The sequence below is a fragment of the Francisella sp. LA112445 genome (assembly GCF_012224145.1).
Lineage (GTDB): Bacteria > Pseudomonadota > Gammaproteobacteria > Francisellales > Francisellaceae > Francisella.
In genome coordinates, this window is record NZ_CP041030.1 from 2,016,047 (window position 1) to 2,038,514 (window position 22,468).

The window sequence follows — 22,468 nt, forward strand, 5'->3', positions numbered from 1 at the left end:
TTATAGAGCCTAGTGTGAAAAACTAGCCCCATTAGTTGTACTTTTGCCCTCAAGTGAATCAATCACTACTTTTAAATCTCGAAGCATTAGCTGAGCTAAGTCAAAAGTAAAACCTCTTCGAACCAAGACTCTCATAACAACAAGATCTTGTCTATCTTTAGGCATTGAGTATGCTGCTATTTGCCAACCTTTTGCGCGAATTTTCTCAGAAATATCAAACAAAGTATAATCCTTAGTATCCTTAAGAGACCAACTAACCGCAGGAATCCCACCCTGACCACTATGAATAATCTCAAAGATACCCATATCATCAAGCTGTCCAGCAATATACTTTGTAACATCATAACTAACCTGATGTACTTTTCTATACCCTTCAAAACCCAATCTAACAAAATTATAGTATTGCGCAACTATTTGCCCACCAGGTCGAGAGAAATTCAATGCAAAAGTAGGCATATTGCCACCCAAATAATTTACATTAAAAACTAAATCATCAGGTAAATACTTTTTATCCGACCAGATAACCCAACCAACACCTAATGGAGATAAACCAAATTTATGCCCAGATGCATTGATTGACTTAACTCGAGGTAGCCTAAAATCCCACTTAAGCTCAGGATCTATAAATGGAGCAAGAAAGCCTCCAGAAGCTCCATCTACATGTACCGGAATATCAATACCAGTTTCTTGCTCAAACTTATCTAGAGCTTTACAAACTTCTTCAACAGGCTCATACTGCCCTGTAAATGTAACACCTAATGTCGGAACCACACCTATAGTATTTTCATCACATCTTTCTATAACTGCTTCTGGAGTCATTATAAGACTTTCGTTAGACATCGGTATTTCCCTAAGCTCAATATCCCAATATTTTGCAAATTTATGCCAACAAACTTGAACAGGACCTGTAACTAGATTTGGTTTTGAACAGTCTTTGCCTAGGGCCTTCATTTTATCGCGCCAACGCCATTTCATTGCCATACCACCAAGCATCGCCGCTTCTGATGACCCTGTAGTTGAACAGCCGATAGCATTTTCAGCCGAAGAGTTCCACAAATTCGCCAAAATGTTTACACATCTAGACTCTATTTCAGCAGTTTGAGGATATTCATCCTTATCAATCATATTCTTATCAAGACAATCATCCATAAGCTTATGAGAAAAATCATCAACTTGGGTCTGACAAAAAGTAGCTAGATTTTGCTTTGAGTTACCATCTAACATTAACTCATCTTTTATCTCTTGATATGTTTGTAATGGATCTTGTGACCCTACTGGGATTCTAACCTTTGGTAATGATTCTTCAAAAAACTCAAAATCATCTGTGACATTCTTTTTACCATGTAAAGCCATAACTTCTCCCTCTATCTTTTTATCTCTCTAAACTCAAAATCTACGATCTCAAATAAACTAAAAGTCTCTGTTTTAATATTACTAGAGCAAATTGACACTACCAACTCTTCATAATAGAATGTTATAAAGTCATTAGGATAATTTTTACTATCCCAATTACCGTTACCAATATCTTTAAATACCGCGCTATCTAAGCCTTTTGCAATTCCTAAAGAACTTCTCTTAACTTGAGCCTCTTTTAGTGTCCACAACGTATAAAAATCCCTATATAAATCACCGCTATTTTCCAAAGCTAAAAACTCATTTTTTTTAAAATATCTTTGTGCAATCTTTAAGATTTTACGAGATTCAGATATTTGTTCTGCATCAACTCCTATAGGCTTATCAGATGTAACCATTATTACTTTATTACTTGTATGGCTGATATTGAAGTGAATATCACTATTACATAAAAAAGGCTTACCATCTTCAAAAGCAAATAATGGCTCAACTACAAAAAATTTTTCAGATAAAACAAAGTATCTGATAAATTGTGAAAATATTTTTTGCTTATTTGTAAGTTTTGATTGGTCAACTCTACTACTTAACCATGATAAGACTTGCTCTATTTGATATTTTTCAAAGTCTAAAATAAAAACTGAGACTTTGGACATAATGATAGGCCTATTCTGTTGCTATCTCAGATATAATATCTGTCTTACCTAATATGGCATTAATATAAGCTACATCTTTATATGTAAGACCACCTTGATATTGTTTAAGCGCGACATAATCCTCAACATAGTTAAATATCGAGTCTGCAAAAGAAAGTTGCGCTTGGACAAGAATAGCCTGACGGTTAAGTAAGTCAACGATTGTCTGAGTACCAGCTTCAAAACCTTCTAATATAGCTTTTACAGATGCAATACCTGAGTATACTGACTCTCTATATGCTTTGATCTTCACTGCATCTAGAACTACTGTTTGATACGCCTGAACTGTACCTGCGTATACTTCCCTTTTTGTTTGTAGTAATGCATAATCAGCCGCTTGATTGTCATAACTTGCTTTTTTAAGTTTCGCATAATCAGATCCACCGCGTAGAAGATTCCAGTTAACACTTCCACCAATACTAGCAACATCAAACTTTTTAGGAATTCTATCAACTTGTGCTGGATCTCCAGAGAGGTTATTTCTTTGCATATTTATCCCACCAGTTAAATTAACTTGAGGGAAGAAGTTACCCCACTCGATACCAACACCTTCTCCAGCTGCTTGATACTCAAATTTTTTCTGGGCGATATCAAGGTTATACTTTTCAGCTGTATTCAACCAGTAGTCAATATCATCTGGAACAGGGTTACCAAACTCAGTATCTTTTGAGATATACAAAATAGAGCTTATACGCTTACCAATAAGCTGGGCCATCACTGCTTTTGCATTAATAAGACTTCTTTGAGCACTTACCCTATCTGCAATTGCTTGACGATATTGTGCATCTGTTGTTTTAAAATCTGCATAAGAAACCATTCCAGAGTTATACTGATACTTTTGGGTTAAGTATAGTTTTTTATTCCATGCTTCGTTTGCAAACTGGAATTGTAACGCCTGCTCAGCTCTTAATAGCTCAAAATACGCCTGAACTGTATTTACAATCAAAGTCTGTTCAGCTTTAGCATAAATCATTGCATAAGATTTTTGTAAATAAGTTGCTTGGGTATAAGTTTTCCATTTACTCCAGTCAAAAAGCACCTGTGAACCTTGGAAGTTAAAGACATTAGAAGTATCGTCGACTTGACCACCAAACTGGTTATATAAGTCTCTTCTTAAGTTATACTGAAAATCAATTTGTGGTAGCAATGCACCTAAAGCAGTAGGCACAGTTTCAACATTTGCAGCAAAAGTTGACCTTGCAGCTTGATACTCAGCATTATGTTTAGCTGCTAGTTCATATATATCAATTAAACTATAGAATTTATCCTTGGTTTTACCGACCATTGCAACTTTATCAGCTTTTTTAAGGTCATAAAATTGATTATCTTTTTTTATTTCATCTGCTTTAGCGTACTGCTTCTGTACACTATAAGGATCTGATGCTATATCAGTCCCTAAAGGTCTACCTGCATTATTATATGTAGGGACAGCAGTATCTTCATTAGCCAAAGCTAAACTAAAGCTAAAAAGAATTACAAGATAAATACCAAGCCTTTTCATAATTACTCTTTACTTATTGTATGTATCAAAAAGAAAGCTTTTTTCAAACTTCTCATTAGCTGTTTTAGTTATTTTATAAGCTTTATCACATACATTATTACGAATAACAAAAACAATCCTGCCACCGACTTCTAAAAGCTCAAGTAAGGAGTTATCTATGTCATCTTCTTCAACAATATTTGATATATATATACAGCTATATTTCTTTTCGTTCTTTTTAATATTAGTAAGATATTCAGCACTATTAAACTCAATATTATAAATACCAATATTTGCAAGCTGGCGTCTTACTTGACTAAGTCTTTGCTCATCATAATCTATCAATTCAACATTTTTAGCTAATTTTGCTAAAAGTGCTGCTGGATAACCGCATTCAAGGCCTAGTTTTAAAACATTGTCACTAGATTTAACATCTAAAGCCTCTATAAGTCTTGCTGTAAGCATTGGACTTCTTAACAACCTATCATCAATCGTCAATGCAGTATCACAGTATGCTAACCCCTGTAAATGCTTTGGTAAGAAAATTTCCCTAGGAACATCTGCCATAACTTTAGCAACACCATCTAAAGAAAGCCCTTCTGTAAGGACTTGCTGTTTAACCATATTCTCTCTAGCAAGCTCGAAATTCATATTTGACCCTATAAAAATTTAAGAAGTAGTTTTCGTCTACTATTTTAGACAAAAGATAATACCATAATACCACAGCAAAAAAAACCTTGCTACTTTTGCATCAGCTATATTTTAACTATCTTCAAAAAGTTCTTTAATGATATTAAGTTTATCATCTTCTTTGCTACGATACGCGTAATAACTGCAAATACTACTCAAAGAGACTCCTTTATGGATACGTACAAGATCCTCTTTCTCATCAGGTCGTAATGGGAACGTTGGCAAAAAACCATAACCAACACCTTGAATAATAGCATTATAAACACTTAGGCAACAATCAAAGCTTATGATATTTGATAAACCAAATTTATTTCGATGCTTACTCTCTAGAATTAATGCCGATTCTCTAAGCACAGCTTCTAAATCATCGTAACGTTTTAGAAGCTTTTTAGATGCATACATTTCAAAATCAATCTTGTGATACGCCTTAACACAAAACCCCTTATTTTTAAGATCTTGTACTTCATCTTCACTTATTACAGCTAATATAACATCTATATCATAATTTTCTAACATTTCTATCAGTCGAGGCTTTTCATAGACTTTTAAGTCATACTCAAATGAAAATCCACTATCTATACATCTATTAATTCCATCAAAAACATTCTGTTCAAAGATTGGCGACATTCCTATTCTTATATTTGACTTCTTACTTCTTAGCAAAGGTAGCTCTAGCCTATTAACCTCATCAACCTTGTCCAATATTGGTTTTATGAGATCATAGAAGCATTTACCCTCTCTATTTAAGCGAAGACTATTATTTTTTCTTTCAAATAGCTCTACTTCAATAATATCTTCTAAATTTTGCAGTTGCTTAGTTACAGCTGGAGGCGTTAGGAAAATACTCTCAGCTGCTTTTCTAACACTTTTATTTTCAACAATAGATGCAAAAACTCTAAGCTGATGTAATGTATACGACATAAAATACCTTTCCGCTCTTTTATCATTAACCATAAGTTAACAGATCGGTGAAAATTATTCAATTTAACTATTCACGTATAATGTCTAAACTTATTCTTAAAATAAAACTAAAAAGGAACTTAAAATGAGTAAAACTAACCTTGAAATAATTAAAGATTTTCTAAACTTCCAAAAAACTGGACAACCTGAAAAGGTTATAGAGCTAATAGATAACAATGCTGCTTGGCATAGTGATAGCATTGAAGGACCATGGAGTGGTAGCCATCACGGTAAAGACGCTATTATCAAACATTTTACTAACATTAAAGCTTCTGTTTCAGAGTTTAAAAAAACTCCTATAGACTTAGTTGCAAGTGAAGAAACTAATTTTGTATATGAGTATGCTTATCTAGAGTGTACTTTCCAGCATAATAATGAATTCTTCGAAACACACCTGATCTCAATATATGAAGTAAAAGATCAAAAAATTGTTTCTTACAGGGTTTTAGAAGATTCAAATAACCTATATCAAACTTATCATAAACAAGCTTCAGGAAAATAACTTCATGAGTAAAAATATTAAGGTTCTTACTTATACACTAGCTTTTCTATCAATTCTAACAGCTAATGTATATTTACCAGCAATGCCAGTGTTGCAACATGTGTTTGCAACAACAAAGGCTAGTATGGGATTAACCGTTAGTTTTTATATGCTAGGACTTGCTATTGGAATTCCTGTGTATGGAACTCTATCAGACCACATTAAGACCTCGAAAGTTTTAGCGTTTGGCCTTGCTCTATACATTATCGCTAATATTATAGCTATTTTTTCACCCAACATTTCAACTTTCCTTATAGCCCGTTTAATCCAAGGATTAAGCGCCGCTAGTGCATTATGCTTATGGCAGGTTCTAGCATTTAGTTATTTTGAAAAGCAAGCGACTCAAATCATTAACTCCGGTTTTATTCTTATTGGATCAATGCCTGCTTTAGCGCCAATATTTGGTGGAATGATTTTAACATTCTCAGCATGGTATGGAATTTTTATCGTCCTAGTTATAATCGCCGCTATACTATTTTTGATAACTGTTAGACTACCCAACCCACCAGAAAGTATTCATAAAAAAGAGCACAAACTTGAACAACAACACATTATCCTAGCTATATTACATCAATATAAGCATCTACTTAAAGACTCTAAGTTTATGATTTTAGCTCTAACTAGTGCTTCTATGTATATTTCTGTATATGTATATTTATCTCAGGTACCATTTCTATTAACAAAGCTTCATTTTGCAACAAAAGAATTTAGTATGTTCTTTATTCCAATATCTGTTGCTTTTATATTAGGCGGGATAATATCTAAGAGATTGTTGAAAGGCGGAGCTAAATTCAAAAAAATGTTTATGCTTCCTGTTAGCTTATTTGTCATCGCTACAATTGTAGTTTTAATAGCTAAATTTATTAACATACCTCTCTCTGGATGGTTATTAGCTATACCTTTCTTCATTTTCACAATAGGTTCTGGAATCGGTATGCCTAATATAATTAGTCAGGCTTTATCACTACATCCACATAGAAGAGGTACAGCAGCTTCTTTTATGGGCTTACTACAAAATCTTGCGGCATTTTTATTTAGTAGCCTTGGAGCTTATTTAACTCAATATGGCTATAATGGGTTAATAATATCTTATATTATCTTAGCTGGCCTACCTCTATTTTGGTTTATAGTCTATATTACCAAATATAAGTAAAAGCTCCCTAAAATAAGAGTTACAAAAGATATGTTTGACTTCTGACTATCTTATAATTTTAGCCATATCATTTAAAATCCTCTAATATCGAAAGCTCTACTTTTTCTTCTTAAAAGCTAAATATCTATAATGTCTTTTATAGGTTGAAGCTACTTAATTACAAAAGCTCTAACAAATGTGGCTTACATAAATCCTAAAAAGATCCTTGGATTTTTTATGATCGCTAGACTTCTGCAAGGACTAAACGTTGCTAGCGTTCTTTCATTATGGCAACTATTCACATTTATATATTTCGAGCAAAAAGCAAAGCATATTATAAACTCAGGATTTATGATAATTGGCTCAATGCCAGCCCCTGCCCCTCTTATTGGTGGAATATTGACATCTTATACATCTTGGCGAGGCATCTTTGTTTTCTTGACAATGCTAGCCATAGTAATGTTTGTTTTAACAATCAGGCTAGAGCTTCCATCAGAAACTCTTTGAAAGAAGATTTGCATAACCAACGCCATATTATCTTATCTGTGTTAAAACAATATGGTCATGTTTTTTCTAACTTAGAATTTGTTGTTCTAACAGCTACTAGCTCTTTTGTATATATGCTTGTTTATATCTACTTATCAGAAATACCATTTCTATTAGCTAAACTAGACTATTCAACTAAAGATTTTAGTTTATTTCCCATTCCTATATCTATCGCATTATTATAGAAGGCTTTCTTTCCAAACAACTTTTAAAAGCAAAAACACCTTTTATTAAGATATTTCTTATTATAAATATTCTTTTTATTACCACTCTTATTATTGTAATAATTACAAAAATAACAGATATTAACCTATCAGGTTGGCTTCTAATGACTCCTTTCTTTATATACACAGTTGGAGCTGGAATAGCTATGCCCAACCTAATGAGCGAGGCTCTTCATAAACATCCACTTAGAAGAGGGACTACAGCATCTGCTATTGGGCTTACACAAAATCTATTAGCTTTTATTTTTACAGGTATCGCAGCATCTAACTCATTATGGATATAATGGGCTTATAGTAACTTATTTTATCGTTATTGGGCTACCTGTTATCTGTTTTTTCATTTATTCTCTTATCAAAAAATAAGACTTTATAGATAAACAATAAAAAGTTAAAATCCTTAGTGTAAATTATTCACAGTCTAAAAATTAAATTAATAAATACTAAATCAAAGGATAAATAATAATGAAAAGACCTGAACTTCTATCTCCAGCTGGAACTTTAAAAGCTATGCGCTATGCTTTTGCATATGGTGCTGATGCTGTATATATTGGTCAACCAAGATATAGTTTAAGAGCAAGAAATAATGAATTTTCAAAACTAGAAACTCTTGAAACAGCGATAAATGAAGCTCATGCACAAGGCAAGAAAATAATGCTAGCAAATAATATTGCTCCACATAATGCAAAAATTAAAACTTACATAAAAGATATAGCTCCTGTTATGGCACTAAAACCAGATGCAATGATTATGTCAGATCCAGGGATGATCATGCTTATCCGTGAGCATTTCCCTGATCAAGAAATACACCTATCTGTCCAGGCAAATGCTGTAAACTACGAGACTGTAAGGTTTTGGCAAAAATTTGGCATCACCAGAGTAGTTTTATCTAGAGAGCTATCATTACGTGAAGTAGCTGAAATAAAAGAAAATGTTCCAGACATGGAGATTGAAACTTTTGTTCATGGCTCACTTTGTATGGCTTATTCGGGTAGATGTCTACTATCTGGTTACTATAGCCATAGAGACCCTAATCAAGGTGTGTGCAACAACGCCTGTAGAAACAACTATAAAGTTGCAGAGGCAAAACAAAATGATTGGGGCGATTTTGAGCCTACTCAAACACAATCGACTCTTGGTATAGGTCAACCTTCCGATAGAGTTGTGCTAATAGAAAATGATAAAGAGCCTGGACAGTATAACCCTATGTTTGAAGATGAGCATGGCACATACATCATGAACTCAAAAGATCTAAGAGCAATCCAACATGTCGAAGCAATGACAAAAATGGGAGTTGATTGTTTCAAAATAGAAGGACGTACAAAGTCATTCTTTTATGCTGCCAGAACTGCCCAACTTTATGATCAAGCTATCAAAGATACATTAGCTGGCAAACCTTTTGATATGACTCTTATGGATAAGCTTGAAGGACTTGCACACCGTGGTTATACCGAAGGCTTCTATCGTCGCCATGTCCATGATGAATATCAAAAATATGAAAATTCTGACTCTCGTAGCTCAACGCAACAATTCGTTGGTGAAATTACAGACTTTGATGAGCATACAGGTTATGCCAATGTAAATGTCCGTAATAAAATGAAAATTGGCGATAGTATTGAGTTAATGCTACCATCAGGAAGTCGTGAAATTACTCTAGATAATATGCTTGATAAAGATGGCAATCATATGGAAGAGGCAAAAGGAAGTGGCTATCAGGCTAAAATCAAATTTGACGACGTTTCACCTGAAGATATGAAATTTGCTCTAATGATCAAGAATCTTAAACAAGACTAAATTCTTAGCTTTTTCTGAAGAAAACCTCATAAATTATTATCAGCACCATTATAAAAATACCAAAGTATCTTATTGGCGCTATGCTTCTCCAAGAATCTATATACCAACTCCAGTAAGAACTCAATATAGATTTAACTTTAGTAAATATAGTTTTCAGTACTTTCAACATAATTAACTTCTAGAATAAAAATTAACTTTCACAATTTTTTATTTCACTTTACCTTTTATTAAGAAAAGAAGCACAAAACATACTACTGACATAATAATCATAGTAACAGCAATGGGCAAAGAACTTGTTGCTGGGAAAAGCATAGCTATACTTCCTATAACACCACTAATTGCAAACTCCATAGTTCCAAATAATGCTGCAGCAACTCCCGCGATCTCATAAAATGGCTCTAGACTACCACTAGCACCTGTACCAGTAGTAAAGGCCGCTCCAAAAGTAGCAAAGAAACATGGTGCAAAAAATCCCCAAAGTGTCAAACCATAGATCATATATATAGTTAAAGACGTTATACCTGCGACAAAAACACAAGCTACTCCAAATATTGCTGTATTATAAACACCAAGCTTATTAACTATTGCCCCAGATAATAACGATCCCACTAGAAAAGCTATCCCTGCAGAACCAAAAACAACATATATCTTTGAAATTGAATAGCCAAGATAGTTGATAATATAAGGAGTCATTGAAAATAGTATAAAAAATGAAGCCATTCCTGAAACAGCAGTCAATGAATAAGCCCAAAATTGTAAAGATTTTCCAACATACAAATATCTTGCAAAAACATCCCATGACATTTTTTTACGCCTTTCAACAGGCAAACTCTCTTTCACAAAGATAACAACTATTAAAAAAGCTATAATTGCCAAACCTGTTAAAAATATAAAAGCAGACTGCCACTGGAAATGCGTAGCTAATTGAACCCCAATAAGAGGCCCTATAATTGGTGAAACTGATATTATTGCGTTAATAAAACTATATATCATCGAGCTTGTTTTACCTGAATAGGCATCTCTAATAATAGCAAAAGCACATACAGATAGACCACAACAGCCCAAGCCCTGAATAACCCTTGAAAATATTAGAATATCAATAGTAGATGATAGCGCACATAGAACAGACCCTATAACAAAGAGTATTGACGATAACAGAATAACTTTAAACCTACCAAGTTGATCAGATAGTGGCCCTAAAAATAATTGCCCAACACCTGTAATAACTAAGAATAAAGATAGTGTAACTTGCACCATTTGTTGAGTAGTATTCAACGCTTCACGCATTTCTGGTAGAACGGGCATATAAACATCCATAGCTAATGCAAAAGCAAAAACCATAGGCCCTAAAATAAGAATTGTCTTTAATGGAGAATATTTCCACATAAGAACCTCCATATTGGTATTATTATTGGATAACGGAGTATTATAACAGAATATTTAAAATATTTTACTAATTTAGAATTCACTCTGTTTTCATGCTTTGTTAAATAAACTAGCGGTTTATTTTTTATAAATTAAATAGTTCACAATGTTATAATAATCGTCATAAATAACTCCTTTAGATAAATAATGTTTAAAAAACTCATATTAACTCTATCAATATTAATACTACCGCTACTATCTTTTGCAAATGATAGTGAATCAACACTTAGTGCTGTTAGTGTTAATGCAACGAGTCACCCTTTAGCAATCGCTGCAATAGTAGTATTTATCCTTGCTTACTTATTGGTTATGACTGAAGATTTCACAAAGCTTAACAAATCAAAGCCTGTAATAGTTGCAGCAGGTATAATCTGGGTTTTAGTAGCTATTGTTGGCGAGTCTGTTGGTGCAGATAATATTGTTCACAGTAACTTCAACCATATTATGACTGAGTATGGAGAGCTATTACTTTTCTTACTAGTTGCAATGGCTTATATAAACCTTATGGAAGATAGAAATGTCTTTGCCAAGTTAAAAAGCACTCTGCTTCGAGCTGGATTTGGCTTTTTAGGAACTTTTTGGCTAACAGGGATCATATCATTCTTTTTATCAGCAGTTGCTGATAATCTAACTACAGCTTTAGTTATGAGTACTGTTGTTATCTCAATAGGCAAGGATAATAAGAAGTTTGTTACAATGGCCTGTGTAAATGTTGTAGTTGCCGCAAATGCAGGAGGAGCATTCTCACCTTTTGGCGATATCACAACATTGATGGTGTGGCAAAAAGGGGTGGTTGGCTTTACAGAGTTTTTTGATATTTTTATACCATCACTTGTTAACTTTTTAATACCTGCAATTATTATGAGTTTCTTTTTACCAAAAATGGAAGCTCAATCAATAGTTGAAGACAAAGTGGAACTAAAGCGTGGAGCTATACCTGTTATAATTTTATTTATACTTACAATAGCCACAGCTGTTTTATTTGAACATATTCTTCACTTACCTCCTTCTCTAGGTATGATGACTGGTTTTGGCTATGTTATGATTTATAACTATTTTTATGGTTTAAAGATAGCTTATGAAAATAGAAACCCTAAGGGTCACAAAATGCCACCTCATGCTTTTGATGTTTTTGATAAAGTTAAAGATGCTGAATGGGATACTTTGTTATTCTTCTATGGTATTTTAGTTTCTGTTCAAGGTCTTGCTGCTCTTGGATATTTAGGGATAGCCTCTCAATATATATATACAGATATGCAATCTATGGCTCCTAGTATATTCTCTGCTCATACACAAGCAAATACAATAATAGGTATACTTTCTGCCATAATAGATAACATCCCTGTAATGTTTGCTGTACTTAGCATGAATCCTGTTATGGAACATGCACAATGGCTATTAATAACTCTTACAGCTGGTGTCGGTGGTAGTCTGCTAGCTATTGGTTCTGCTGCTGGTGTTGCAGTAATGGGTAAAGCAAAAGGTAAATATACATTTATGGGACATCTAAAATGGACGTGGGTTATTGCTATTGGATATTTTGCTAGTATAGCTGTTCATTTACTAATTAATCATTAGTTAGCTCAACAATCTTATTATGATATTCTTTAACTCTTCTATTATGACTAACAGAAATATAAGCTATTTTCTTAGATTTTAATAAAGAATATATCTTTCTCTCAGACTCTGCATCTATATTCGATGTAGCTTCATCTATAAGTATCAAGTCATAGTTTTTAGTAAAGATCTTACAGAAACATAACTTTTGCTGCTCTCCTGATGAGAGTACATTACGCCAATCATGAATTGTTCCTATAAATTTTTCTAAATATCCAATACCTAAATAACTCAATATTTGCCTAAACTCATCATCTGTTGGAATACTCGAGAAGGAAGGGTAAAATACAGCTCTTTTAAAATCATCTTCGGGAAAATACGGTCTTTGTGATAAAAAAAGCATCTTAGGAGCTCTATTGAAAATAATCTTTCCTTTAAAATTATCACTATGTCCATTTATGACTCTTAATAAACTAGTCTTGCCTATACCTGTTTTACCATGTATAAGTAAACAATCATTGTTATTCAAAGAAATATTAATATTTCTAAGCATTACCTCTGAGTCTTTCATTACAGATAAATTATCTAAAACCATAAGATGATATTGAGAATGGTCTATCTGTCTAATGCTACTTTTATTTTTAGAGTTAATTATTGATTTTTTAAGCTCCGCAAGCCTTGAAACATTAGTTCTTAACTCAGCTAGCTCTTCGTATCCAAATACCAAAAATAACATCGGTGATATAACATTATAAAAAGCCGAGTTAACCTGCATCACCTGCCCAAAACTAATACTTTTTGCAAAATATCTTGGCAATGCCAATATAATTCCAGTTAAAGAATAAATCTGAATAAAAAAGCTCCTTACAATATCAATCTTAGCTCTTCTAAAAGTTACTTGATAAAAGTTTTGTACAATATTATTCAAGTGCTTTCTTGATGTAATAAACTCCTTTCGCTCTGACTGATTATCATATATTGCAGTCTTATTATTTCTAACTACTGAGAGTCCATATCTAAAGTCAGCCTCATATTTCTGTTGGCTATACAATAGACTCTTTAAAGGTCTTCCGACTCTAAAAACAAATATCACATTAACCACTCCTAATATAACAGATATTAGAAATAAATAACCTGGGATATAAAACTGATGTCCATATAATGAAAATGATAATACTCCCGATAATTGCCATAGAATAATCGCAAAACAAATAAGCGTCACAATACTATGAACAGTTTTTAAGAAAAGATATTTTGATAAGGAAATGAATTGTAAGATATCATAGCTTATACGCTCTTCAGGATTATCATAGCTTCGAGAATAGTTCAAATAACTCTTAGAGTTCAACCATTCACTAACATAATTTTCTGTTAATGGTTTACGAATAAATATAATTAAATATTGCCCCAAAAGATAAGATAAAAAACTATTGATTAACATCCCTGACGTAATCAATGAAAAAACAATAAGTTCACGTATAAGTGTTGGTTTATCATACTGTTCAATAGCATTATAAAAACCAACATACCAATGATTTAGATAAACATTTAATCCAACACTCGCAAGCTCAAAAACAACACAGACAGATAATAATATTACAGCAACTATCCCAGCCTTGCTTTTCCAAAAATCTTTAGAAATTGCCCAATAGTTGATAAAAAAGGCTTTCATTAACTACTCTGCTTTATAAGGCACCGAGATAACTACTCTTGTTGCAGTTTTTTTATCTTTCTTATCCATTGCAGCAATTGCTAACTTAACCATACGAGAATTTTGGTTATGAAGTAAGAAGTGCCACCATTTTGTATTAACAACCTCAGGAATAACTACTACAGAATAGCCTCTTTCAGGATCTCTTAGATCATTTTTATGCAAAATCTGTAATACTGGGGTAATAAATGAGTTATATACCGGTCGCATTATCAGAAGTTTTTCTTTAAATGCTAGGTTTTTCCATTGAGATTTTATCTTCGCTATTTTTTTCTCATTAGCAGAAACAAAAACAGGTGTGATATCATCAGATAGATTTCTTGCTAATCTTAGAGCCTCTATAGTTCCACGGTGAATACGAGATACTAAAAGTACAATTTTAGGCTTGGCATTTTCATGTACACAAGCATTTACAATTGCCTCATCCACACTTAGAGCTAAACTCATCTCTCTTTTAATGTAGTGATTTTTAATTGAATACAAACCAAACATAATCACCAATATAGCGATTATAACAATCCAGACACCTTCAAAAAATTTACTCTCAACAATCGTTATTAGTACAACGAATGTAGCCACACAACCAAAAGCATTTATAAAAGCCCTAAAGCCCCAACTTTTATATTGTCGTTTATTTCTATACCAGAATTTAACTAAACCAGCCTGACAAAGAGTAAATGCAATAAATACACCAAATGCATACAATGGGATAAGTTTACTAACTTGCGCTTCAAATATAACAACTAAAACAGCTGATAAAATTGTCAGCATAATAATTCCATTTCTAAAGGCAAATCTATCTCCCACACGCTGAAGTTGCTCTGGTAGATATTGGTCTTTACTCATAATTGATGCTAGAGTAGGAAAGCCCGTGAAACAAGTATTTGCAGCCATCAAAAGTATCAGACATGTAGATGCCTGTAAGAAGTAGTATAAGATACCATTTCCTAAGACTTGGTGAGCTACTTGAGATAGTACACTTTCTGAAAAGCCTGGATATATTTTTGTTTTAGTTGCAATAAACGTAACACCAGCAAACATCACAATAGATAACAATGTCATCATAATAATACCAAATATAGCTTTTGACATTACTGGTGACTTATATGCTGAAACACCATTCGCATAAGACTCGATACCAGTCAAAGCAGCACTACCCGAAGAAAATGCTCTCAAAATAAGAGTAATTGTTAATACACCTATTGATGTATGCATTTGGTCAAAATAGTTCTGCGTGTAGACAAACTGCTCAAGGGAACCATTACTATACTGATAAAGTCCTACAACTATCATTATAAGTATTGAAGCAATAAACATGTAAGTTGGCCATGCAAAAATCCTTGCTGTCGACTTAACTCCTCGTAAGTTTATAATCATCAAGAGCACAAGTAATACTAATGCCAATTCAACAATATAATCATTTAGCACAGGAAATGCTGAACTAATGGCAACAGATGCTGTTGATACAGATACTGCCACAGTGAGTATATAATCAATGATCAATGATGCTGCTGTGAGTAAGAGGAGCTTTTCACTGAAGTGTGATTTTACTATCGAGTATGAGCCACCACCCTCAGGATGAGCTTTTATAACTTGAGCATAAGAAAAACCCATTAGTAATATTAGCAAAATCACCATTAGCCCAACGCCAATAGCATACTTTGAGACTGCAGTAGCCCCAGCTATTGCTAAAACTATAAAAACCTCTCCTGTTGCATAAGATACCGATGATAATGCATTTGAAGATAAAATCGCAAAGCCTGAAAAAAGACCTATTTTTTGTTCATCTTGCTTTGCTGTAGGGATTGGTGAACCAAATATCAGATTTCTTATTTTCATCTATATTACTCTTGCTTTTGTAAGAATTCATTTAATTTTTTAGCTAACTCTTGTGTTCCTTTTTTCATTGCCGCTGATATTACATAATACTTATCTTTATAACCTATACTATTAACAAACTCTTGACACTTTTCATCTACCTGATCAGCTAATAAATCTATCTTGTTTATAACTAAGAATCTTGGTTTGTTAAAAAGCTCTTGGCTATATTTTTCAAGCTCTTTTTCAACAGCAAAATAGTTCTCAACAGGATCTGAATTATCAAATGGGCAAATATCTACAACATGTAGTACACATCTAGCTCGAGTTAAATGCTTAAGAAATCTTAAGCCTAGACCAGCCCCTTCAGCAGCTCCTTCAATAACTCCAGGAATATCTGCCATAACAAAACTATCTACACCAACTTTAACCACTCCAAGATGCGGATACATCGTTGTAAATGGATAATCTGCAACCTTCGGTGTTGCTTGAGATACTGAACGAATCAAAGTTGATTTACCTGCATTTGGCAATCCTAATAAGGCGATATCAGCTAATAAGTTTAGCTCTAAGCGAACCTCCCTATATTCACCTTCTTCGCCTAATGTAAATTTTCTAGGTGCTTGGTTTGTACTACTCTTGAAATGAGTATTACCTATGCCTCTTTTACCACCTTCAACAATCTTTAGAGTTTGATTATGGCTAAGTACTTCACCTATTTTTTTATTTGTCTCAGCATCAAAAACACTTGTCCCAACAGGTACTGTAAGATACAGATCTTCACCAGCTTTACCATAACAATTACGCCCCTCACCAGGACGCCCATTTTCTGCCTGATACTCTCGCTTATAGCGATAGTCGATTAAAGTGTTTACATTTTCATCTGCTTTTAGATAAATACTTCCACCATGTCCTCCATCACCGCCATCAGGCCCGCCTCTAGGAACATATTTTTCTCTACGGAAGCTAACACAACCGTTACCACCTTTACCTGCTTGAAGCTTAACAACTACTTCATCTACAAATCGCATAATTAGACAAATCTTATATTTATAAAAATCCTAATAGTACATTATATACTTTAGTAGTCAATTTATCATTTTTATCTTTGATAATTTTTTTTAAAGAATTCTTGTTTTTATATGATTTTAATTTAAACCTTACTAACTACAAACTCTAAATAACATTATCTCCAAGACCTCTAAAAGCTACTATTGTCTCATGATTTTCACCATTTAAGTTATAAGTAAACCTTAGTCCTCTAATTTGCTTGTACCAATCAGACATTTGCGGTGGGTTAGCACTAACTCTTACCCATTGGCCATTAGAGTCAAAATAACTAATTTGCAAATCACTAACTCCAGCTAGTAAAAGTGTTCTAATAGGATCTCCAGTACCATCATAGCTTAGTTGAACAAGATCATCTTCGATATTACCTTGATTATCAGTTTCTTCTTCAATATAAATAATTCTAACGACATAATCAGTATATAATGTCGTGCCCACAGGAAAGTTCTGATTAATCACCGTGCTCCCTGGTAAGCTAATAGTAGTTGAACCACTTGCTACATCATTTCCTGATACTATTAAATTTTGATGACTTTCACTTGATAGTAGCATATATCTTCCCGCCGTAATCGCTGAAGCTCCATCAGCTGGACGAGTAAAAGAAGATGCTCCTGATGCTATAGCTGTTGTGAGAATTTGTGGCTGATCTATAGTTTGAACAACTAGTAAATCTGTGCCTGCTTGAGCATCATCTGGTACACCTGTAACCAATGGCACTCCTTGAGCATAGACTATTGGATAGTTAAGGGGATTTATTTGCGAGCCATTTACTTGAGATGATGATAATTTCCAAGGTGAATATGTCGCATTTCCTGAAATATATGCCCCATCAATTAAATTTCTAAAAATATTATCAGCTTCAACAACTTCAGTATAAGAGTGCAGAGTTTCAACAGATTCAAGGTTTTGCTTTCTCATCTGAAAAAAAGATTGTACGATCATAACCATAACAATCGTTCCAACTGCTATAGTTACTAATACCTCTACTAATGATACTCCACAATCTTTACGTCTCATTACTGTGATAAATCCATATTTATACTTAGAGTTGAATCTCTACCACTTGTAAAAGTCCAGTTATCTGTACTTTGAGAGTTAATAGTAACAGATGTCCCACTCGGTACAGTAGTATCTAAATTTCCCGTAATTAAAAATTCATTAAATTTATTATCTGCCGTTCCAACCAACTCGGCATCATTGACCAGAAGACTCTCAGAGCCTTGGGCTCTATACAAAATAATCTCATATGATAATACTGCTATAGATATAACTAACATCGCTATTACTAACTCAATTAGTGTAAATCCTTGTTGCTTTTTTGACAGAGACACTTTTTTTATAAAACCCATATTATTTATCAAATACAACTATATTTAGTTTAAAGTACAACTTTTTATTTTATCATTAATTAACTCAAATTATATCAACTATTAGTATTTATATTGACTTAGACTTTTTATATAAATAATTCCACTAAAGGAGCAATTGAAAACTTAAGATACTAAAAATATGCTACAATAATTTTATGGATAGATACTTGCTAATGATCTAATATGAGAAATATTTGTAGTGTAACTAAAGGTGTAATATTATTTTTTTGCATTTTTATTCCTACAACTTTATTAGCATTTGTTAATGTCAGTTTTATACCTACATCAGGTAGTACTCTTAATTTAGTAACAACAAGAAGCTCATCAGCAACAGATAGCTTAAACTTAGAATTAAAACGACTTGAGGATAATGGCCAGTTCACACAAGAAGGTACCCCCGCTGAGATAGCTACTGGATTTGTTAGTCCAGCTACAGTATCAAATGCTGTAGTTCTCCCAATATCATTAGAGAATAATCAAATAACCGATAAAATTATTGTAATACCTCTTAGCACAAATAATATTTTTTCAACGATACATGCACTAAATGCAGATCTTAGTCTTCCTACAAGTATTAGCCTAGCGACTCAAGAGACGCTTATTGTACCACCTATAATAATAAGCAATAATTCTGGTGTTTTTGTAATTCTTGGAACTACAAATACTCTAAGAATATATAAACTAAATACAACTGATAACACTCTATCAGAATTTGATAGCCACTCATACAATGGTACTATTTTGGATATCATGCCTATCGATGAAAATATAATAGCAATTATATTTAATCAAATAGCAAATGGAACAACCCAAGTACGTGCTGATATCCGTAGCATAATTACAAATACATCAATGGGAGAGTATAGCCTCGACTCGGCTAACAATATCCAAGTTACTTATGACCCTAGTAGGTTTAGAACATCTATAGGTCCATCAGGAAGTCAAGTTGATATCAGCAATGCACCATCACCATATGGAGTAAATAAAGTCTTTAGTCAATAATCTAACTTAGAAAAGGGTTTATATCAAAACATAAGTTAAAAACTTCAAAGAGAATCACAGCACTTCCCATAGCTATAACATATACATGAGAAAAGTTCACTTTCAAATTTTTACTTGCACTAAGAAATGTTGGCGTATAGACAAATATTATAACCGCAAATATCGCAGCATATTGTAACGCTAGAATAAAGCCTCTAGGATAAAATACTGTGAAAATCAATGGCGGAATAAAACATATAACTGTTAGAGTTAAATTCTTTATATGCTTATTATATCTGGCAAATATATCACGAATATAATGCATCAAAGATATTCCCACACCGATAAAAGATGTTATCACTGCAATATGGATAAATAGATTTAAAGCAAGCTCCAATGTATTTGATCCAGATATAGCTTTAATCTCATTAACTAAACCACTTGGAGTATCATTGCCTAACTTAAATAATGAGTGATAACTGTGTATATTGTGCTGAGGAACAACACCTAAAGCTAAAAATATCCATATAATATAGACGACTAAGACACATATACTTCCAATAAATATGCTTTTTTTGATACTCTTAATATCGCCTTTTTGATACTCATAAATAACGGGGATAATATTATGAAACCCAAATGCAGGTAAAAGAGTCGGCCATGCATATATAAATGAAGAAACTCCTGAAGGTCCATCATCTAAGTAATCTACATTTATATAAAATAGCATAACAACCATAGCTATTATAAAAAAAGCAAATTTTAGTATAACAAAAATCCTATTTGTATAATCACTAGCTTTATAACTAAACATAAATGCCACAAAAATTAGGATAAAAATAATAGATGATATGCCCACTTGAGATTTACTTGAGTTATCACTGACATCTGCTAGCATAGATATAAGTGATGAGCCTTGAGTAGTATACGCAGCTAACAAAGAATATAATAAAAGTAAATAAATAATACTAAAAATTATCAAATAAAACTTTGAAAAGCTTTTATGCATCATTGTTGTAAAATTTGCCCCTATAGGATATCTTTCACATACACTTAGAAGCTTCAAGGCTGTGATATACATCACACTCCATGACAAAATCAAAAGTATAACTGCACAAACAAAGCCACATGATGCCACAATTAGCGGTAACGATAACATACCAGCACCAATAGTAGTACCAATTATAAGAAAAATTGAGCCTATAGTTCTAGAATTCATAAGTTATTTTTTTATCGCTAAGGCCTCCAATAATATCTTATTTTACTAACTAAAGAAATATGATCTATAATGTTAAATAAAAATACCTAATAACTATAAATATGGACTTATTTTCTCGACTAGCAAAAATAAACTGTTTTGAATTTGAATCATCTAGCGGTGAAAAATCTCAAACAGGTTGGAATGGAAGAGCTAAAGGAAATGTAACGATAAAAGTAGAACAAGACTCAATATATTTTAAAGAGCAAGGTCGCTTCACGCTAAGCAATACTGACCGAGAAACTAAGATCGAAAATGAATATATCTGGCAAAAAATAGACTCTAATCGTATTAGATTATTTCATGCACGTTTTGGTTATGACAACCTTGTTACACTATTTGATCTAATACCGAAAGATGAAAACACTTGGCATAGTGAGAATCAACATGTCTGTGTCGATGATTTATATGCTGCAGAATTATATATTCTAGATAATTCTATTGAACTTATATGGCAAATTTCAGGACCTAAAAAACAAGAAAAAATAAGATATTTCTATAATTAAATGTTTTATTCTACAGTTGCATCTACTGAAATAGAGCTACCATCATCAAGTATTAACACAAGAGGAATTTTATCACCTGCCTGTAGTTTCTTATTAAGACCTTCTAGCATTACATGCAACTCTTGGAATGATAATGCAACAGAGTTATGAGGATATACTTCTATATTTTTGATCTGCTTCATAACCTTTTGACCTTTACTATTTTGGACAAAATGATGTAGTTGTGTTTCTCTATCAATTGGAGAATATGCCGCAATAATATCCGCAGTCTTATCACTAGAGTTTTTGATACGCATCTTAACTTCTGCACTAGAATCTTTTAGAAGTTTAACCTCAGCTTTTGTTACAGATAACTGACATGACTTATTATATGAGTCAGCTGTGCAACTACTTTTACTAGTTACATTAGCACAAAATCCAACTGATACAGCCATAGTAGCTAACCCTATTCCCATAAAAACTTTTTTCATTTTAAATATCTCCTGTATTTTGTTTGAACCTTTCTAATCTCTGTTAATAACATGATTTTTCTAAACTAATTAAAATCCAAGTATCGTACTTTTGCAAGGTATTTTTATAGAAAAAATTTTCAGATATTTTTTACTTAATAAAAGAATCAGTTTCTAAAAAACAAGCATTCAACTTTGGTTAAAATAAAACTAATCTACTTCAATAAAACGATATCCCACAGCGTTTTCAGTCGTTATTAGAGGTTGCTTTTTACATGCAGATAATTTCTTTCTTAGCTGTCCAATATAAACTCTAAGATACTGCGCCCCATCTCCATAGCAATTACCCCAAACTTCATTTAAGATCGTATTCTGCATAACAAGCTTACCTGCATGGCTTACTAAATGAGCCAAAATCATAAACTCTTTTTTTGATAAGTGGATTTCCTGCTTATCAAGTACAACCTTATGATCATCAAGATCTACTGTTAGATTCGCAAACTTAAATAAATTAGATTTTTTCTGAGATCCTTCTAGAACAATTAACTGTCGTCTAACTCTAGCTATAAGCTCTGGCATATCAAAGGGTTTTTTAACATAATCATTAGCGCCACTTTCAAGAGCCTTTACAACCTCTTCTGTATCATTACGTGCTGAAACTACTATCACAGGAGTAGTATTATGTACTCGTATAGATCGAAGCCACTCTTGTCCATCTTGATCAGGTAAACCTAAATCAAGCACTATAACATCAGGGATATAGCTACCTAAAAGCTTAGTAGCTTCACCTGCTGTTGTAGCAGATTCAATATCATACCCTAAGACTAAAAATGTTTTTTCTAATAATTTTCTTATCTGAGGTTCATCTTCAACTAGTAATATTTTTTGTACCATTTCCTATGCCTCATATTTAGAT

The 22,468-nt window shown here is 32.9% G+C and carries 23 protein-coding genes; 9 read left to right on the top strand and 14 right to left on the bottom strand.

The genetic code is table 11. The features are described from left to right. Positions 1-9: 9 nt before the first annotated feature. The 5 genes from FIP56_RS09705 to FIP56_RS09725 all read right to left on the bottom strand — a co-directional run bounded on the left by FIP56_RS09705 (position 10) and on the right by FIP56_RS09725 (position 5,136). A complete protein-coding gene (locus tag FIP56_RS09705; protein WP_192578705.1) occupies positions 10-1,353 on the bottom strand; it encodes a glutamate decarboxylase in 1,344 nt (447 codons plus the stop codon). Positions 1,354-1,364: 11 nt separating this feature from the next. Further along, positions 1,365-2,006: a 4'-phosphopantetheinyl transferase superfamily protein gene (locus FIP56_RS09710; protein ID WP_192578706.1), complete on the bottom strand. Its 642-nt coding sequence runs from the start codon at positions 2,004-2,006 to the stop codon at positions 1,365-1,367. A gap of 10 nt (positions 2,007-2,016) precedes the next feature. Next, positions 2,017-3,546 carry a TolC family protein gene (locus FIP56_RS09715; RefSeq protein WP_192578707.1) on the bottom strand — a complete coding sequence of 510 codons (1,530 nt, stop codon included), beginning with the start codon at positions 3,544-3,546 and terminating at the stop codon, positions 2,017-2,019. A gap of 9 nt (positions 3,547-3,555) precedes the next feature. Further along, positions 3,556-4,176: a protein-L-isoaspartate O-methyltransferase gene (locus FIP56_RS09720; RefSeq protein WP_192578708.1), complete on the bottom strand. Its 621-nt coding sequence runs from the start codon at positions 4,174-4,176 to the stop codon at positions 3,556-3,558. A 111-nt stretch (positions 4,177-4,287) separates the two neighbouring features. Next, positions 4,288-5,136 (bottom strand): LysR family transcriptional regulator, encoded by an 849-nt coding sequence (locus FIP56_RS09725; RefSeq protein WP_192578709.1) that lies wholly within the window; start codon positions 5,134-5,136, stop codon positions 4,288-4,290. Positions 5,137-5,260: 124 nt separating this feature from the next. Between FIP56_RS09725 and FIP56_RS09730 the strand changes: the two genes are divergently transcribed. The 6 genes from FIP56_RS09730 to yegQ all read left to right on the top strand — a co-directional run bounded on the left by FIP56_RS09730 (position 5,261) and on the right by yegQ (position 9,409). Then, positions 5,261-5,677, top strand: coding sequence for a nuclear transport factor 2 family protein (locus FIP56_RS09730; protein ID WP_192578710.1), 417 nt, complete (start codon positions 5,261-5,263; stop codon positions 5,675-5,677). Between the two features lie 4 nt (positions 5,678-5,681). Continuing rightward, on the top strand, positions 5,682-6,869 hold the full coding sequence (locus tag FIP56_RS09735; protein WP_192578711.1) for an MFS transporter: 1,188 nt from the start codon (positions 5,682-5,684) through the stop codon (positions 6,867-6,869). Positions 6,870-7,046: 177 nt separating this feature from the next. Then, positions 7,047-7,355 carry a multidrug effflux MFS transporter gene (locus FIP56_RS09740; RefSeq protein ID WP_192578712.1) on the top strand — a complete coding sequence of 103 codons (309 nt, stop codon included), beginning with the start codon at positions 7,047-7,049 and terminating at the stop codon, positions 7,353-7,355. Next, positions 7,352-7,579, top strand: coding sequence for a multidrug effflux MFS transporter (locus tag FIP56_RS09745; RefSeq protein ID WP_192578713.1), 228 nt, complete (start codon positions 7,352-7,354; stop codon positions 7,577-7,579). Before FIP56_RS09740 ends, FIP56_RS09745 begins: the two co-directional genes overlap by 4 nt. Positions 7,580-7,722: 143 nt before the next feature. Next, positions 7,723-7,902, top strand: coding sequence for a multidrug effflux MFS transporter (locus tag FIP56_RS09750; protein WP_192578714.1), 180 nt, complete (start codon positions 7,723-7,725; stop codon positions 7,900-7,902). 178 nt (positions 7,903-8,080) lie between these two features. Beyond that, positions 8,081-9,409: a tRNA 5-hydroxyuridine modification protein YegQ gene (gene yegQ / locus FIP56_RS09755; RefSeq protein ID WP_192578715.1), complete on the top strand. Its 1,329-nt coding sequence runs from the start codon at positions 8,081-8,083 to the stop codon at positions 9,407-9,409. A 207-nt stretch (positions 9,410-9,616) separates the two neighbouring features. On the opposite strand, the gene FIP56_RS09760 is transcribed toward yegQ, so the two are convergent. Beyond that, positions 9,617-10,795 carry a multidrug effflux MFS transporter gene (locus FIP56_RS09760; RefSeq protein ID WP_192578716.1) on the bottom strand — a complete coding sequence of 393 codons (1,179 nt, stop codon included), beginning with the start codon at positions 10,793-10,795 and terminating at the stop codon, positions 9,617-9,619. A gap of 186 nt (positions 10,796-10,981) precedes the next feature. Between FIP56_RS09760 and nhaD the strand changes: the two genes are divergently transcribed. Continuing rightward, a complete protein-coding gene (gene nhaD / locus FIP56_RS09765) occupies positions 10,982-12,412 on the top strand; it encodes a sodium:proton antiporter NhaD (protein ID WP_192578717.1) in 1,431 nt (476 codons plus the stop codon). Here nhaD and FIP56_RS09770 read toward each other — a convergent pair. The 5 genes from FIP56_RS09770 to FIP56_RS09790 form a co-directional block, all read right to left on the bottom strand. Beyond that, positions 12,402-14,063, bottom strand: coding sequence for an SbmA/BacA-like family transporter (locus FIP56_RS09770; RefSeq protein ID WP_192578718.1), 1,662 nt, complete (start codon positions 14,061-14,063; stop codon positions 12,402-12,404). The two genes, nhaD and FIP56_RS09770, sit on opposite strands and share 11 nt — an antisense overlap. Before the next feature lie 3 nt (positions 14,064-14,066). Then, positions 14,067-15,941, bottom strand: coding sequence for an APC family permease (locus tag FIP56_RS09775; RefSeq protein ID WP_192578719.1), 1,875 nt, complete (start codon positions 15,939-15,941; stop codon positions 14,067-14,069). Between the two features lie 5 nt (positions 15,942-15,946). Then, a complete protein-coding gene (cgtA, locus tag FIP56_RS09780; protein WP_192578720.1) occupies positions 15,947-16,951 on the bottom strand; it encodes an Obg family GTPase CgtA in 1,005 nt (334 codons plus the stop codon). Positions 16,952-17,096: 145 nt separating this feature from the next. Continuing rightward, complete coding sequence (locus tag FIP56_RS09785; RefSeq protein WP_192578721.1) at positions 17,097-18,005, bottom strand: prepilin-type N-terminal cleavage/methylation domain-containing protein; 909 nt, start codon at positions 18,003-18,005, stop codon at positions 17,097-17,099. Beyond that, positions 18,005-18,319, bottom strand: a complete 315-nt coding sequence (locus tag FIP56_RS09790; protein ID WP_209451843.1) for a prepilin-type N-terminal cleavage/methylation domain-containing protein — start codon at positions 18,317-18,319, stop codon at positions 18,005-18,007. The genes FIP56_RS09785 and FIP56_RS09790 overlap by 1 nt, the downstream gene beginning before the upstream one ends. A gap of 222 nt (positions 18,320-18,541) precedes the next feature. Between FIP56_RS09790 and FIP56_RS09795 the strand changes: the two genes are divergently transcribed. Next, complete coding sequence (locus FIP56_RS09795) at positions 18,542-19,360, top strand: hypothetical protein (RefSeq protein ID WP_192578723.1); 819 nt, start codon at positions 18,542-18,544, stop codon at positions 19,358-19,360. A gap of 1 nt (position 19,361) precedes the next feature. Here FIP56_RS09795 and FIP56_RS09800 read toward each other — a convergent pair whose 3' ends face one another. Continuing rightward, on the bottom strand, positions 19,362-20,558 hold the full coding sequence (locus FIP56_RS09800; RefSeq protein ID WP_192578724.1) for an aromatic amino acid transport family protein: 1,197 nt from the start codon (positions 20,556-20,558) through the stop codon (positions 19,362-19,364). A gap of 101 nt (positions 20,559-20,659) precedes the next feature. Between FIP56_RS09800 and FIP56_RS09805 the strand changes: the two genes are divergently transcribed. Continuing rightward, the gene (locus FIP56_RS09805) at positions 20,660-21,103 is read left to right on the top strand and encodes a DUF6314 family protein (protein ID WP_192578725.1); all 444 of its coding nucleotides are present in this window, start codon (positions 20,660-20,662) and stop codon (positions 21,101-21,103) included. A gap of 5 nt (positions 21,104-21,108) precedes the next feature. On the opposite strand, the gene FIP56_RS09810 is transcribed toward FIP56_RS09805, so the two are convergent. Together FIP56_RS09810 and FIP56_RS09815 are read right to left on the bottom strand one after the other, a co-directional pair. Next, positions 21,109-21,573: a copper chaperone PCu(A)C gene (locus tag FIP56_RS09810; RefSeq protein WP_245323075.1), complete on the bottom strand. Its 465-nt coding sequence runs from the start codon at positions 21,571-21,573 to the stop codon at positions 21,109-21,111. A 189-nt stretch (positions 21,574-21,762) separates the two neighbouring features. Then, complete coding sequence (locus tag FIP56_RS09815) at positions 21,763-22,446, bottom strand: response regulator transcription factor (protein WP_192578726.1); 684 nt, start codon at positions 22,444-22,446, stop codon at positions 21,763-21,765. Positions 22,447-22,468: the final 22 nt, after the last annotated feature.

What these genes read in the sequence shown, in the direction of transcription:
- FIP56_RS09810 (WP_245323075.1), bottom strand. Translation starts at nt 21,573, where the DNA reads ATGAAAAAAGTTTTTATGGGAATAGGGTTAGCTACTATGGCTGTATCA.
- FIP56_RS09750 (WP_192578714.1), top strand. Translation starts at nt 7,723, where the DNA reads ATGACTCCTTTCTTTATATACACAGTTGGAGCTGGAATAGCTATGCCC.
- FIP56_RS09735 (WP_192578711.1), top strand. Translation starts at nt 5,682, where the DNA reads ATGAGTAAAAATATTAAGGTTCTTACTTATACACTAGCTTTTCTATCA.
- nhaD (WP_192578717.1), top strand. Translation starts at nt 10,982, where the DNA reads ATGTTTAAAAAACTCATATTAACTCTATCAATATTAATACTACCGCTA.
- FIP56_RS09760 (WP_192578716.1), bottom strand. Translation starts at nt 10,795, where the DNA reads ATGTGGAAATATTCTCCATTAAAGACAATTCTTATTTTAGGGCCTATG.
- FIP56_RS09710 (WP_192578706.1), bottom strand. Translation starts at nt 2,006, where the DNA reads ATGTCCAAAGTCTCAGTTTTTATTTTAGACTTTGAAAAATATCAAATA.
- yegQ (WP_192578715.1), top strand. Translation starts at nt 8,081, where the DNA reads ATGAAAAGACCTGAACTTCTATCTCCAGCTGGAACTTTAAAAGCTATG.
- FIP56_RS09805 (WP_192578725.1), top strand. Translation starts at nt 20,660, where the DNA reads ATGGACTTATTTTCTCGACTAGCAAAAATAAACTGTTTTGAATTTGAA.
- FIP56_RS09715 (WP_192578707.1), bottom strand. Translation starts at nt 3,546, where the DNA reads ATGAAAAGGCTTGGTATTTATCTTGTAATTCTTTTTAGCTTTAGTTTA.
- FIP56_RS09800 (WP_192578724.1), bottom strand. Translation starts at nt 20,558, where the DNA reads ATGAATTCTAGAACTATAGGCTCAATTTTTCTTATAATTGGTACTACT.
- FIP56_RS09705 (WP_192578705.1), bottom strand. Translation starts at nt 1,353, where the DNA reads ATGGCTTTACATGGTAAAAAGAATGTCACAGATGATTTTGAGTTTTTT.
- FIP56_RS09815 (WP_192578726.1), bottom strand. Translation starts at nt 22,446, where the DNA reads ATGGTACAAAAAATATTACTAGTTGAAGATGAACCTCAGATAAGAAAA.
- FIP56_RS09775 (WP_192578719.1), bottom strand. Translation starts at nt 15,941, where the DNA reads ATGAAAATAAGAAATCTGATATTTGGTTCACCAATCCCTACAGCAAAG.
- FIP56_RS09795 (WP_192578723.1), top strand. Translation starts at nt 18,542, where the DNA reads ATGAGAAATATTTGTAGTGTAACTAAAGGTGTAATATTATTTTTTTGC.
- FIP56_RS09770 (WP_192578718.1), bottom strand. Translation starts at nt 14,063, where the DNA reads ATGAAAGCCTTTTTTATCAACTATTGGGCAATTTCTAAAGATTTTTGG.
- FIP56_RS09725 (WP_192578709.1), bottom strand. Translation starts at nt 5,136, where the DNA reads ATGTCGTATACATTACATCAGCTTAGAGTTTTTGCATCTATTGTTGAA.
- FIP56_RS09730 (WP_192578710.1), top strand. Translation starts at nt 5,261, where the DNA reads ATGAGTAAAACTAACCTTGAAATAATTAAAGATTTTCTAAACTTCCAA.
- FIP56_RS09720 (WP_192578708.1), bottom strand. Translation starts at nt 4,176, where the DNA reads ATGAATTTCGAGCTTGCTAGAGAGAATATGGTTAAACAGCAAGTCCTT.
- cgtA (WP_192578720.1), bottom strand. Translation starts at nt 16,951, where the DNA reads ATGCGATTTGTAGATGAAGTAGTTGTTAAGCTTCAAGCAGGTAAAGGT.
- FIP56_RS09785 (WP_192578721.1), bottom strand. Translation starts at nt 18,005, where the DNA reads ATGAGACGTAAAGATTGTGGAGTATCATTAGTAGAGGTATTAGTAACT.